14 protein-coding genes and 2 pseudogenes are annotated in these 12,554 nt (G+C 44.7%); 10 read left to right on the top strand and 6 right to left on the bottom strand.

The window, feature by feature from the left end:
- Nucleotides 1–58: 58 nt before the first annotated feature.
- Both nagB and AB6E30_RS03395 read right to left on the bottom strand, forming a co-directional pair.
- The gene (nagB, locus tag AB6E30_RS03400; protein ID WP_017061516.1) at nt 59–859 is read right to left on the bottom strand and encodes a glucosamine-6-phosphate deaminase; all 801 of its coding nucleotides are present in this window, start codon (nt 857–859) and stop codon (nt 59–61) included.
- 606 nt (nt 860–1,465) lie between these two features.
- Nucleotides 1,466–1,819: a DUF413 domain-containing protein gene (locus AB6E30_RS03395; protein ID WP_017061517.1), complete on the bottom strand. Its 354-nt coding sequence runs from the start codon at nt 1,817–1,819 to the stop codon at nt 1,466–1,468.
- A gap of 154 nt (nt 1,820–1,973) precedes the next feature.
- Here AB6E30_RS03395 and AB6E30_RS03390 point away from each other — a divergent pair, with 154 nt between their 5' ends.
- Nucleotides 1,974–2,864 (top strand): LysR family transcriptional regulator, encoded by an 891-nt coding sequence (locus tag AB6E30_RS03390; RefSeq protein WP_017061518.1) that lies wholly within the window; start codon nt 1,974–1,976, stop codon nt 2,862–2,864.
- 183 nt (nt 2,865–3,047) lie between these two features.
- Here the strand turns inward: AB6E30_RS03390 and AB6E30_RS03385 are convergent, their stop codons facing one another.
- Nucleotides 3,048–3,251 (bottom strand): hypothetical protein, encoded by a 204-nt coding sequence (locus AB6E30_RS03385; RefSeq protein ID WP_017061519.1) that lies wholly within the window; start codon nt 3,249–3,251, stop codon nt 3,048–3,050.
- A 236-nt stretch (nt 3,252–3,487) separates the two neighbouring features.
- On the opposite strand from AB6E30_RS03385, the gene AB6E30_RS03380 reads away from it, so the two are divergent.
- From AB6E30_RS03380 to AB6E30_RS03370, 3 genes are all read left to right on the top strand, one after another.
- Entirely contained in the window at nt 3,488–4,864 is a 1,377-nt protein-coding gene (locus tag AB6E30_RS03380; protein ID WP_017061520.1) for an AlkA N-terminal domain-containing protein, read from the top strand.
- Between the two features lie 25 nt (nt 4,865–4,889).
- Nucleotides 4,890–5,372, top strand: coding sequence for a methylated-DNA--[protein]-cysteine S-methyltransferase (locus AB6E30_RS03375; protein ID WP_017061521.1), 483 nt, complete (start codon nt 4,890–4,892; stop codon nt 5,370–5,372).
- A 171-nt stretch (nt 5,373–5,543) separates the two neighbouring features.
- Complete coding sequence (locus tag AB6E30_RS03370) at nt 5,544–5,930, top strand: hypothetical protein (protein WP_017061522.1); 387 nt, start codon at nt 5,544–5,546, stop codon at nt 5,928–5,930.
- Between the two features lie 14 nt (nt 5,931–5,944).
- On the opposite strand, the gene nhaD is transcribed toward AB6E30_RS03370, so the two are convergent.
- Entirely contained in the window at nt 5,945–7,384 is a 1,440-nt protein-coding gene (gene nhaD / locus AB6E30_RS03365) for a sodium:proton antiporter NhaD (RefSeq protein ID WP_372102599.1), read from the bottom strand.
- A gap of 109 nt (nt 7,385–7,493) precedes the next feature.
- Here nhaD and AB6E30_RS03360 point away from each other — a divergent pair.
- From AB6E30_RS03360 to AB6E30_RS03350, 3 genes and pseudogenes are all read left to right on the top strand, one after another.
- Nucleotides 7,494–7,720: pseudogene (locus AB6E30_RS03360) on the top strand (YjiH family protein); the annotation flags it as partial.
- Between the two features lie 778 nt (nt 7,721–8,498).
- A complete protein-coding gene (locus AB6E30_RS03355) occupies nt 8,499–8,885 on the top strand; it encodes an MAPEG family protein (protein ID WP_004732742.1) in 387 nt (128 codons plus the stop codon).
- Between the two features lie 8 nt (nt 8,886–8,893).
- Nucleotides 8,894–9,424, top strand: a complete 531-nt coding sequence (locus AB6E30_RS03350; protein WP_372057720.1) for a DNA mismatch repair protein — start codon at nt 8,894–8,896, stop codon at nt 9,422–9,424.
- Between the two features lie 42 nt (nt 9,425–9,466).
- Here AB6E30_RS03350 and AB6E30_RS03345 read toward each other — a convergent pair whose 3' ends face one another.
- Nucleotides 9,467–10,102, bottom strand: a complete 636-nt coding sequence (locus AB6E30_RS03345) for an START domain-containing protein (protein ID WP_017061528.1) — start codon at nt 10,100–10,102, stop codon at nt 9,467–9,469.
- A 49-nt stretch (nt 10,103–10,151) separates the two neighbouring features.
- Here AB6E30_RS03345 and AB6E30_RS03340 point away from each other — a divergent pair, with 49 nt between their 5' ends.
- A complete protein-coding gene (locus AB6E30_RS03340; protein ID WP_017061529.1) occupies nt 10,152–10,274 on the top strand; it encodes a hypothetical protein in 123 nt (40 codons plus the stop codon).
- On the opposite strand, the gene AB6E30_RS03335 is transcribed toward AB6E30_RS03340, so the two are convergent.
- Nucleotides 10,271–10,747, bottom strand: a complete 477-nt coding sequence (locus AB6E30_RS03335; RefSeq protein WP_372102596.1) for a YHS domain-containing (seleno)protein — start codon at nt 10,745–10,747, stop codon at nt 10,271–10,273. The two genes, AB6E30_RS03340 and AB6E30_RS03335, sit on opposite strands and share 4 nt — an antisense overlap.
- Before the next feature lie 110 nt (nt 10,748–10,857).
- Here AB6E30_RS03335 and AB6E30_RS03330 point away from each other — a divergent pair.
- Both AB6E30_RS03330 and AB6E30_RS03325 read left to right on the top strand, forming a co-directional pair.
- A pseudogene (locus tag AB6E30_RS03330) lies at nt 10,858–11,312 on the top strand (helix-turn-helix domain-containing protein).
- A 231-nt stretch (nt 11,313–11,543) separates the two neighbouring features.
- Nucleotides 11,544–12,422: a 6-pyruvoyl tetrahydropterin synthase family protein gene (locus AB6E30_RS03325; RefSeq protein ID WP_372102594.1), complete on the top strand. Its 879-nt coding sequence runs from the start codon at nt 11,544–11,546 to the stop codon at nt 12,420–12,422.
- The last annotated feature ends 132 nt before the right edge of the window (nt 12,423–12,554 follow it).

Raw genomic sequence — 12,554 nt, 5'->3', positions numbered from 1 at the left:
TTTTTCTATTCAAGACGCTCTCTTTATAAAAACGCCCTGCTATTCAAGACTATAGGAATTATAGGTCTTGGATGTTCTCAGCTTCTAGCTCTTGGAAGTAGCGTAGAGTCTTAACTTTTAGCTCTTGTTGAGCTGGCTCATCAGCAACGATGATAGCTTTACGGTGCATCTGTAGAGCTGTAACAGTCCACATGTGGTTTACAGAACCTTCGATAGCCATTTGAAGCGCTTGAGCTTTGTTGTGGCCTAGAGAAAGGATCATCACTTCTTCTGCATCTAGAAGAGTCGCAACACCGATAGTTAGTGCGTATTTAGGAACTTGGTTGATGTCGCCATCGAAGAAACGAGAGTTCGCGATACGAGTGTCTTCAGTCAACGTTTTGATACGAGTGCGTGAAGATAGAGAAGAACCTGGTTCGTTGAATGCGATGTGACCGTCGATGCCTACGCCGCCCATGAACAGGTTGATTTTGCCGTATGAACGGATTTTCTCTTCGTATGCTGCACAGTGAGCATTGATATCTTCAGCTTTGCCGTCTAGCAGGTTGATGTTTTCTGCTTGGATATCAACGTGGTTGAAGAAGTTCTCGTGCATGAATGTGCGGTAAGACTCTGGGTGGTTAGGGTCGATGCCAACGTACTCATCCATGTTGAATGTTACAACGTGCTTGAAGCTAACTTCGCCAGCTTTGTAAAGTTCAATTAGCTCAGCGTAAGTAGTTAGAGGTGTGCTACCAGTAGGAAGACCTAGTACAAATGGACGCTCAGCCGTTGGAGCGAACTTGTTGATTGAATCTGCGATATGACGAGCAGCCCATTTACCTACTTTAGCTTTGTTGCTTAATGGAATAAGTCTCATTGATTTTGCCCCTAGAAATAAAATTTTATAGTGTTCTGAAACATTAATTCGCATTATAAAATAAGTTATCCAGTTCCGCTATTGTTTTAGGTCAAGTTTTTGCTTTTTTCGTCGTAACTGTGACTGGAACTCTCAAAATTGCACAATTATTGTATGGATATTTGGTGGCGTTAAACAAGATTAATACGTTTGTCATATACAGCAATGTTGATCTAATTCAGCACCTGAAAGGGTTGGTGTGTTTCTATGCCTTGATACGATTATTGCAATAATGGCATCGCTCGAACCATTGACGAATTTTGGTGCATTAACGTGTTTCGAGTATAAACAAGCGTTGAGCGTATAGTTGAAACTAGAAAAATAATGATGGCAATGGAGCGCTATCGTGATAAAAGACAGGGGCAGGATGAAGAACGATGAATCTCAGTGGGATGAATACCCATAAGATTGAACGAGAGCGGTGTTTTAGTCACGCTATCGCTATGAATTGTATATAAATATTGGTAAAAATGGATAGGTTGGCTAAACTTACCAATTACAAAGAAGATGTGTGTTTGAAGGCAAAAAAAAGCCCAAAGTGATGAGGTATCACTTTGAGCGATTTTACTAATCTTCTAACACTAACTCACTTTCGTATTCTTCCCTAGATACGTCGCCGCGTTTGCAGCCGTTTAGGGTGTGAAAGCGACGGCGTCCACGAGCCAGTTGAATGTACTTCAACCAAACACGCTCTAACTTGGACTTTGCCTTATGAGGGTGAGACAACACTTTAATGAAGTGTTTTTCTTCTGCATTGATTGGTGCTAGTTCACCAGTTTCAAGTGCAAGCATAGTGTCACCAAACAAGGTTAGGATTTCCTCTTCTGAAAGAGTAAAATCACCCGACTTAGCGAACCCTCTCGGGAATTTAATGGTGTCATAAAAACGTTTTTTTCCGTGTCGGAATTCGGTCTCAGACATATCAGCCTCAGTAATGTGGTTAGATAGAAATTAGTGTTTATTGCTCACGCGAAAATATTGTTAAAAGGCTAAAATAGGAAACAAAATGTTTTTGCCTTTACGATAAACAATCCTAGATCGGCTAGTTAGCAGATTTATTACAGAGATGTATTTGATGGATGTGAAAGTATTTAGAACCTTTCTTGAGGTTGCAAGGGTGCGCCATTTTGGGCGTGCAGCTGAAAACTTGTATTTAACACAAGCGGCGGTGAGTGCGCGGATCAAACAGCTTGAAGGCTATTTTGATACTCAGCTCTTCATTCGTGACCGCAATAACATCAAACTCACATCTTCCGGTGAACGTTTGATTGGTTATGCCGAAGTGATGGTGTCCACCCTACAACAAGCCAAATTTGAGCTGTCGTTAGAGAGTGGTAAAGCCTTGCAGTTAACGCTGGGCGGCACGCCGAATATTTGGGATGCGTATCTGCAAAACTGTTTAAGTGTGGTAACCGACTCTTTTGGTGGTTACGGCTTTATGGCAGAGGTGATGGGGCGCGAGCAACTGAACCGTAATTTGTTAGAACGAACCTTAGATATGGCTTTCGCGTTCGATCAGATCAAAGCAGAAGAGCTGAACTGTAAAAAAGTCGCTGACTTGGTTTTGGTGTTGGTATCAACGCAGCAAGATGATCTGGAATCTGTATTTCAACATAAGTATGTTTATGTGGATTGGGGAACGCGCTTTGGTTCTGAACACGCAGAACGTCACCCTAAAGTGCCAGCACCGTACCTACGTACCTCTACAGCCCGTATCGCCCTCGACTTCATTTTAGAGAAAGGCGGCAGTGCGTATCTTCCGGTGTCTCTAGTCGAACCTTTTATCGATTCGGGTCAGCTGCACAAGGTGAAAGGGGTTGAAGACTGGTATCTCCCAATTTATCTGAGCTACCGTAAAAGCAGTACCTCGGTTGATGCGATCATGCAGGTTGAGAAGTTGGTTAATGAGATTGACCCATCGACGGCTTACACATTGCAGCAAGCCGCTGAACAAGCACCTGAGTAACGGCATTCGCGGTAAGCAGTGGCTTTGCTGATTAGATTCAATAAAAAATGGCTCCCAACTAATTGTATAGTTGGGAGCCATTTTTGTTTTAAACCAGAAATGTACTTCTTTTCGGAACTAGAGATCGTTTCTAATTCCATAAATATCGTTTAAGCCTGGTATGTGTAGCCTTTATTAAAAGCCCTATAGGTTCATTAGATTCTCAATAGACTCTTCAAGAGAGTGTGACATGTACGAATGGATTTGATTGCCATCCGTTGCGTCAATCTCGATCATAGAAATCCCGTTGTCCGCTTTGTCTTCAAGAAAGCTTAGAGACTGCTCGACTGATTGACTGGTGAGAACCTGTTGATTTGATAAAACAATACGACATGTGTGTAGAACCATAGCCTTTTCCTTTTTATATTCGATAGGTCTCTGCATCTTGGCGTGCTAAGTACCGATCGTTGACGTTGTGAGAAGAATGTCCTCTCTAGGTTAAATTTAGTCGAATTGAATAAAATTAAAACCCTTTTTTGTGATTTATCTGACCTTCGCTTCCGAAAGTGGCTAGCGACAATGGTGGTTCACGGTAAACTTTTAGGTATCGGATCAAACGCTATGGTAAGTGGGAAGAGTACGGCATGTCGAAAAAGATCAATCACAACAGCAGCTTAACCAGTGAGCAGTGCCATTTGGCTCGATATGCACGAGATGCTCGCTTTGATGGGATGTTTTTTACAGCGGTGAAAACGACAGGAATTTTTTGTCGCCCGATTTGCCCAGCCACACCACCCAAAGAAGAAAACGTCGAATATTTTTCCCATCAAGCTCAAGCATTGAAAGCGGGATATCGTCCTTGTTTACGTTGTCGACCAGACAGCGCACCTTTTTCGCCGGCTTGGAAGGGCGTCGAAACCACTTTCTTACGTGCGATGCAGTTGATTGATAATGGCGCTCTGAATTCAGGATCTATCGTCGACCTTGCAACGCGGTTAGGTATTTCAGATCGTTATTTACGAACCTTATTCGACAATTACATCGGCGTGTCACCCAAGCAATATAGTCTGTACAGTCAATTGATGTTTGCCAAGCAGTTGCTGCACACCAGTAGCATGAGCATTACTGATGTCGGCTTTGCTAGTGGCTTCAATAGTACGCGCCGTTTTAATGATGCCTTTCAAAAAGAGCTGCAGCTTTCGCCAAGCCAAATTAGGCGAGCGAAGCCAAGTGACACTCAGAGTAATCATATTCAGCTTGGTTTTCATGGACCCTTAGATTGGAACCACTTGTTGAGGTTTTATCGACGAAGAATGATTGAGGGCTTAGAAGGCGTTGGCGAAGATTATTATAAGCGCACGGTAAATGTGAACGGGTCAAAGGGTTGGTTCAAGGCGACTTTAGCCAAAGATAACCGCTTGGATATTGAATTCGAGTTGGATGATATAAGCCAATTAAGAAGCTTGATTGCGAATATCCGCCGTATGTTTGATCTTGATGTCGATATTGCCAAGGTTGAGACGTTCTTTACGACTATCGATCCTAACTTGGTGGCTAAGAGTGGTATCCGTATTCCTGGCGTGTGGAGTGCTTGGGAGGCAGGCGTGAGAGCGATTCTAGGACAGCAAGTTTCGGTAACCGCGGCGATTGGTCAGCTTAACTTATTGGTCAAAGAGCTTTCTGATGAACATGAGAAAGCCAGCTTCCCAACACCAAAACAGATAGCGGACGCTGATGTTAGCTTCTTGAGAATGCCGGGAAGCCGCAAAGAGACCCTAAAGCGTTTTGCCGAATACATGGTCGACAATGAAGCTGAGCATCCTTCCAAATGGATTGAGCTAAAAGGGATTGGGCCTTGGACTATTCAATATGCACTGCTTCGCGGGTTAAGCGAACCTAATCATCTGTTGGTTGGTGACTTGGTGGTGAAGAAGTTTATTGAGCATCGCCCCGCCATCAACACGGAGAGTGTTTCGCCTTGGGGTAGTTACGCCACGTTCCACTGTTGGAATCAGTCTTAATCGGAATACTAAGCTAGGAGATATCATGGACAACCGTTTTACTTACTATGAGAGCCCATTGGGAACCGTGACGTTACAGGCGAACGATGAAGGCTTGCTCGGCCTTTGGTTCGAGACACATACCACCAAGCCGGAACCGTTGGGGGTTCAAGATGATAGCTTTCCGATCTTTGCATTGGCTATCGAGCAGCTTAATCGCTATTTCTCGGGCGAAGCTATTCAGTTTTCTGTGCCGATTGCAGCCAAGGGCACGCCATTTCAGCAGTCGGTTTGGCAGGCGCTGACGACCATTCCTTATGGAGAGACTTGGAGCTATGCACAACTGGCCGATGCGATAGGCAATCCGAAAGCCGTTCGTGCTGTGGGTTTGGCGAATGGCAAAAATCCGGTTTCAGTGATTGTGCCGTGTCACCGTGTGATTGGTAAAAACGGCAAACTGACGGGTTATGCAGGTGGCGTAGAACGTAAACAGCACTTATTGGTGATAGAGGGAAGAGAGCAAGACTAGCAAGCGATTTAGCCATGAGCCTGTCGAGATGCTGGCTGAATATCTCGTACTACTTAATGGTGAAGGCGAGTGGTTCTTAAAATATGACTTTGCATTAAAATCAACGCTTTCTGGGAAATATCGATTTGGTTGCATATTCTTTGACTATGTTCTCTAGGCAAGGATGCCCAAATGAATAGATTCCCCTTACTAATATCTGGCTGCAGCTCTGCATTATTGCTGACAGGTTGTTTAACTGATACCAGCCGACCTTTCGAGGTTCCACAGCTTGCTCTGTTCAAAGGTATGTATGAGAACGCAGATAATGACAGTTATCTACTTTTTGAATCCGGGCAAGTGACTTATCAAACAACGGATAATTCCGTGACTCGAACCTATCGTGTTGATGATGACTTGATCACCATTGAATTCAATTCTGGAAGCAGCCGAACTGACTCTAGACTAGTGATGCGCATTCAACAGAAGGGCGAGATGCTAACTTGCAACCAATGTCCAGCGATACAATTGAGTAACGTCTGGACACTTGTAGATAAGCCTGTGAAAGACAGTTCGAACTAGAAAAGATCTCCGAATTAGAAAAGATCGCCATTAAGCCATAGGTGTGCAGCGATACTGACGGCATAGCCAATCATGATCACTGGCATCCATTTCAAGTGGCCAAAGAAGGTGTATTTGCCATGCGCCGCGCCCATTAACGCCACACCTGCCGCACTACCAATAGATAACAAGCTGCCGCCAACGCCTGCGGTTAAGGTGATCAGTAGCCAGTTACCCATCGACATTTGAGGTTCCATCGATAACACGGCAAACATCACCGGAATGTTATCGACAATCGCAGATAAGATCCCCACCATGATGTTGGCCCAAATTGGATCCCATTGGCTATACATCACGCCAGAGGCAAGCTCCAAGTATCCCAGTAGACTCAAGCCACCTACACACATTACCACGCCGTAGAAGAACAGCAGAGTGTCCCATTCGGCATGGGACACTCTTCGAAATACATCAAAGGGCACGACTGAACCTAATCTCTTAAGCGCGCCTTCGTCTTTGTTAGCAATCGCCACCGCTTTTTTCTTAGCTAGCGAATTGGGCAAGGTCTGGCGTAGGTAATACCCAAAGAACTGGAGGTAGGCGAGCCCCATCATCATGCCCATTACAGGAGGGAAGTGAAGCACGGCGTGGAAAGCGACCGCGGTACCGATTGTCATGATGAACAAGAAGACGATTCGCCTTGCGCCACGTTTTAACTCGATGTGTTGGTGCACAGTATCGGGCTGAGTGATTGGAACAAAGTAAGACATGATCAGTGCTGGAACCAAGTAGTTCATCACTGAAGGAATAAATAACGGAATGAATTCGGTAAAACTGACATGTCCAGCCTGCCAAACCATTAGTGTCGTGATATCCCCAAACGGACTGAATGCGCCGCCGGCATTGGCAGCTATCACGATATTCACACACGCGAGGTTAACGAATTTTGGATTAGAGCCTGCGACCTTAAGAACCACAGCACACATCAATAGAGCCGTGGTGAGGTTATCGGCAATGGGGGAAATGAAGAATGCAAGAATACCTGTTAACCAAAATAGAGACCGGAAATTGAACCCTTTGCCTACCATCCACGCTTGCAATGCATCAAATAACCTCCTCTCTTCCATGGCACTGATGTACGTCATGGCCACGAGTAGGAACAGCAGTAGTTCAGCGTATTCTAGTAAGTTATGTTCAAGGGCTTGTTTGGCCACTTCGACAAGGTTGTGTTCTTGGTAAGTGAAACCAATGATAATCCAGATTAAGCCAGCTGCCAGTAACACGGGCTTTGACTTTCTGAGCTTTAGGTATTCTTCCATCATCACCACAATGTAGGCGACAACGAAAATGGTCAGGGATAGGTAGCCAGCGAATGAGTTGGTGAGCTTGAGTGGTTCTCCCAACTGAGAAGTGGCAGCGCCTGCTACCGTAGAAAAAAATAATAAAGAGAGAACAGCAGAAAGCTGGATACCTAACATGGATTACGCTCCGAAGTTAATAAGTTATTAACACGGGTAAAAGCGTAGACCTAAATAACCATGTGCAGTGTGATAGATATCTTAATAATTCAATAGATTATAGTGAAAAAGAAAGACGGTGGCGAAAGTATTAGCTTTGATGGATACTCCTGGCAACTCAGGCTTAGCATTGATTGCGTCGCTTCAAAGTACTGATGCTGGCGCGGGGCGATCGTTAACTTCTTCTCTTCAGGTACAGTACTGTTCACCCTTCCAGTTATGGATGGTTCTTTGGCGGTAACTTCGTCAATTGGCCTAGCGGTTGCTGTGATGTTTATCTTCAAGTTTGTTGGTGCAATACATGGGTCGTATTATGGGACCAATTGGTACTGAAGGTCGTTATATCCCGGTGATGATCGCGATTTCGGTATTGAATGCCTTTGGTGCAATGTTCTTGATGAACATTATTTTGTAACGTGACTTTTAACGGTTAGCTGCTATTGACGGTTAGCTACTATTAACGGTTAGCTACTAACAGCTTTTAGACGTTACAAAAAAGGAAACCCCGTTTGGCTTTCACCAAACGGGGTCTATTCTTTTCGTAGCCATCCTGCTACTGCGCGTTACTTATCTTTCAATAGGTAACTGGTGCTCCCTGCATCGTTCCTTGACTTGGCTAAATCCTTTAACCTATCCAATTCATCGCCTTCCTAGCGGTGTCCTTGCTAACTCATCATCCTGACAAGCGACTCTATCCTAGAGCAAAACTTCCTTGCTGATAACTCATCCTAAGTCATCAAATCTTCATCCTGAAGATACCTAATCCGTTAGGCTTTTTCCTGTTCCTGCCAACTCCCTGTCGACATGTGTATTAAACACTGCAGAGGCTTTACTCACAATCCACCTCAAGAAATAAATGTACTCACTAACCGAAAGAAATATGCGTGGATTCATACAAAACAAGGGGTTGGGTTTGTATTTTAGGAATTTTCTGCGAAGCTTGATTGTGATCTCTTACGTTCGGTGTGAGAGATCTCTTACAAGTGCTCGGGCGTGATTATCATTTTATCTTGGCGGTTAATGTCGAAAAGATAGAAAAGAACACTGAGTTAAGACAAAACAATAGGGAAATATGATGGTTACAGCACTTTACGCAGCTCTGCTGACGGTAGTAATGATTTGGTTGGCGATTGAAGTTATTAAGCAAAGACGAATCAATCTTGTTGCTCATGCCGATGGCGGTGTTGAGTCGTTACAGATAGCACGTTCGGCACAAAGTAACGCGATGGATTACATCCCAATCACGGTGATTTTGATGGGGTTGCTAGAGATGAATGGGGCTGGTGTGTGGCTTATTCATGTCATTGGTGTGGCGTTTATTCTGGGGCGAGTGATTCACGCTAAAGGGATCTTAGCGAAGAATTTCAAAGGCAGAAAAGTGGGTATGGTGTTAACGCTTATCTGCATGATCTCTTTGATTGTCCTAAACTTAGCTTACCTACCTTTTGATAAAATGTTCTAGGGAGCATTATGGCATTGCGCCTTCCTCCTGCTTGGGCGATTGTCCTTGCAGGGCTAATACTCAACATCATGGCGATTGTCATGTCGAGCTTGGTGTTGGACAAAATTGAAGCGGAGAAATCGGAATACAACGATCGTAAATACGGTAATGTGTACTCTATACAACTGTCCTGGAATACGATCGAAACCTTAGAGCGTAAGCGTGAAGCGATTCTGATTCACCTTGATAAGCTATCCCCAGAAATCGCTCAACCTGCCACAGTTCTTGATGAAGCGCTTCGCGGACAACTTCGGAGTTGGGTGAGTGACGAGGTGCCGGCCATCTCGTTGGCTAATTTACCTAAGCTTATGATGCTGATAAACAATGCCCAAGAATCGCAACGATCACGAATTGATGACTACTATTTGGATAATCTAACTTTGGTTGAGTTGATCCAAAAGCTTGATGAGAAAATGGCTTTCTATAAGAACATCGCCCTGTTTCTTCAAGTATTTGGCTTGGCGCTTATCTTAGCTCGCGACCTCGCTAGAAGACCTTAATCTTTAACCTTAATGCCTCCATTTACTTATCGACTTGTATCGTTAGCGAGACTCATTTGGCAGGTTAGGGTGCTGTTGGCCTTGGTACTTTGGTAACTGTTCTTTTAGCCCCTTAAACGTGCTCAGTGCACTGCCTATCGATAACTTGTTCATCAACCAATTTGGCAAGATGCCCCCTGCGTTCGCATACGCGGTGTAGGTGATGTAGGTATTGCCATTAGTCAGCGGTTGCAGTGTCCAAAGTGCGTCCACATCGTAGATTCGAATGTACCCCGACTCTTTCGCCAAATAGTTCGACGCATCCTTTATCGACAAAACAAACTGCCCACCCTCGATGCTGTATTTTGAGTAGGTCACCATGTCTCGATCTCTGGCAGGCCACGGTGCTTTGAATTGGGTATAGACGATGTTTTCATCTTCAGATATCTGCATCAACACACGGCTTTGCGATACATTATCTATCCAGTTTGGCACGTTCTCACTGTCTTCCAATAACAGTAAAAAACCGGAGTAAGTGGTGGGCGTTTGCATCTGTGCTCGTATTTCGACCAAGCCTTCGCTGTGTGGCCTTTTATCAATCATGATGCCATCTTCACTTTTGACGAACTGCCATGGGTTGGCATAAGTCAGTGTCGATAGGGCGCACAGGCCGAGTACCAAAATCTTAGGTAATGTCATTATTCTTCCATAAAAAGAAAAGCTTATCTGCTAGGAGTATAGAATAGAAATGGACTTAGTAGGTGTTGCCAATCGCTTTGGGTTGGCCTCTTTGGGGAAAATCCCAATGAAAACGGAAGCGTTCGGTCGCTTCCGTTTTATTCTTGGGCAATGGATAAGCGCTGTAGGCTAGAGCTTATAGGCTTCTACGGTTTTGATGGTTGTCCAGTTGCTGTTGGCGTCTTGGATGAACTCTTGTGTATTCTCCAGCCAGCGTTTCTGAACCGATTTGTCTAAGTTCAGATACAACTTTCCATCTTCCACCTTCCAAGCGAGAGGGTCGGTTTCAAACTTCTTACCCATGGCTACTCCAAACGCGCAGTAACCGCCATATTGAGGGGCATAGGCTTCTGGATTGGCTCGAAATTCATCTCTGTTTTCACTGCTCGCAAAGTTATAGATCGCATTGTTATAGGTCGCTGTGAACTCAGATGTGCCTTTTACTGGACCTTCATTGGCAAAGTAAGCGACAGGATCATAGCCTTTAATTGCGAGGTTATTGCTGTCGACACTCATATCAAGGTCTGCTGCCATTAACGAAAAGCTGGTGCCTAGTAACGCGGCCATTAGAGTGATTTTTTGACTGGTCGATTTCATGTGTGACATATCAAGTTCCTTGTCAGTGTTGGTTATCTTGTTTGAAATAATTTAGCCCACTCGTCCGGTCTATAGAGGGACAAAAGAACTAAAAACTAAGCGAATCGTTCGGAGGATGCATGGATCTGCTTTCACAACTAATGGAACACTTCTCGATACGCACTGGCGTTTTCTATTCTGGAAACCTGTGTGGAGTATCGTCATTTAACGCGCAACAAGGTAAAGAGGGCCACCTTCATGTATTGAGCGGGGGGGAGTTGAGCTTGTCTAGCGCTCACACGGAACACAGGCATTTGTCGCAGCCTTGCATTGTTTATTTGCCGAAATGGCATCACTGGCCGCGATGTCTCGAACTCAGTTTATTGAAGCGTTCAAACGAGAAGTCGGTGAGACGCCCGGAGACTATGTGCAAAAGTGGCGAGTCTCAGTGGCTCAATCCCTGTTATTGCAAAATAAGCCCATCAACTGGGTCGCTGATGAAGTGGGTTACAGCAGCTATTCGGGATTTTCACGCGCTTTTCAGCATGTTGCTGGGGTGTCACCGCGCCTTTGGCTAAAGCAAAATGTATCGTGAAACGCTCGGCAACCTTACCCAAGATATGGCTATTCGCATCGGGCTGGTCTATGTTTTAGCGGAAATTGTGCAGAGTTTGTTCTTTTCTCAAAAGAGGGTCTAAAAAGGTGGACTTTTTAAGCTTGTCGTAACATCCTGCTCGTCCTATTTTATCTAGACACCAATGAGACGAAGTGCCTGCTGGACATTATTCAGCCTCCCGTATCTCATTAAAGTATTAAGGAGTTCAACTTGAACCTATTTGTAAGAGACCTTACCGTTATCGATTCTTCATACATCTGTGAACACAGAGGGGTCGTAGGAGATAGTTGGATTTTAGATGTCACCATGTCTGGTGAACTTAATGAAATGAGCATGGTGCTGGATTTTAGTAAGGTCAAAAAGCAGATCAAACAGCTTGTCGATGAGCACGTTGATCACCGTTTGCTGCTGCCAATGCAAAGCGCTGCAGTTGTTCTTCAAGCGAGCAAAGCGGGCTACTCTAAGGTTGATGTGTTGCGTGGTGACAAGAGTCTTCATCTACATTGCCCTGATGAAGCATATTGCCTGATTGATGCAGAAGCGATCACCATCGAGAGTGTGACCGCTCATGTTTATCATATTCTGCGTGATAACCTTCCAAGTAACGTCACAGGGTTAGAGATCACCCTACGTCATGAGAACATTAATGGCGCGTTTTACCACTACACCCATGGTTTAAAAAAGCATGATGGCAACTGCCAACGCATCGCACATGGCCACCGTTCTCCAGTCGAAATCTTGGTTGATGGTCAGCGTGACGAGCAACGCGAACAAGCATTTGCTCAGCGTTGGGAAGACATTTATTTAGGTTCTAAAGAAGACCAAGTTTCAGTTTCATCACTTAACCTGAGTGAAAACGCGAACAGTGTTAATGATGAAAGTCACTATGGCTTCCGCTACACCGCGCCACAAGGCGAATTTGAGCTAGCGATTGCTAAGAGTGAGACGGAAATTTTACCGACAGATACCACGGTGGAATTACTTGCTGGCTATATCGCGGATCAAGTTGAACCGAGCCTAGCAGAGAACCAATCACTACAAATCGTCGCTTATGAAGGTGTTGGCAAGGGCGCAATGGCGTTCCGATAACACTCCAGCGAGTGACACAGTCTCATTACTGACATGATGAAATAAAGGCAAGATAATCCGTTATCTTGCCTTTATTTTTGTGCGCCGAGCATGGCGTTGATCTAGGAGGTGAAAGTCCTCTACGGGCTCAGT

Origin of the sequence: Vibrio sp. 10N.247.311.12, assembly GCF_041467515.1 — a bacterium.
GTDB classification, from domain to species: Bacteria; Pseudomonadota; Gammaproteobacteria; order Enterobacterales; family Vibrionaceae; genus Vibrio; species Vibrio crassostreae_C.
This window is presented reverse-complemented; position numbering and strand designations above follow the sequence as displayed.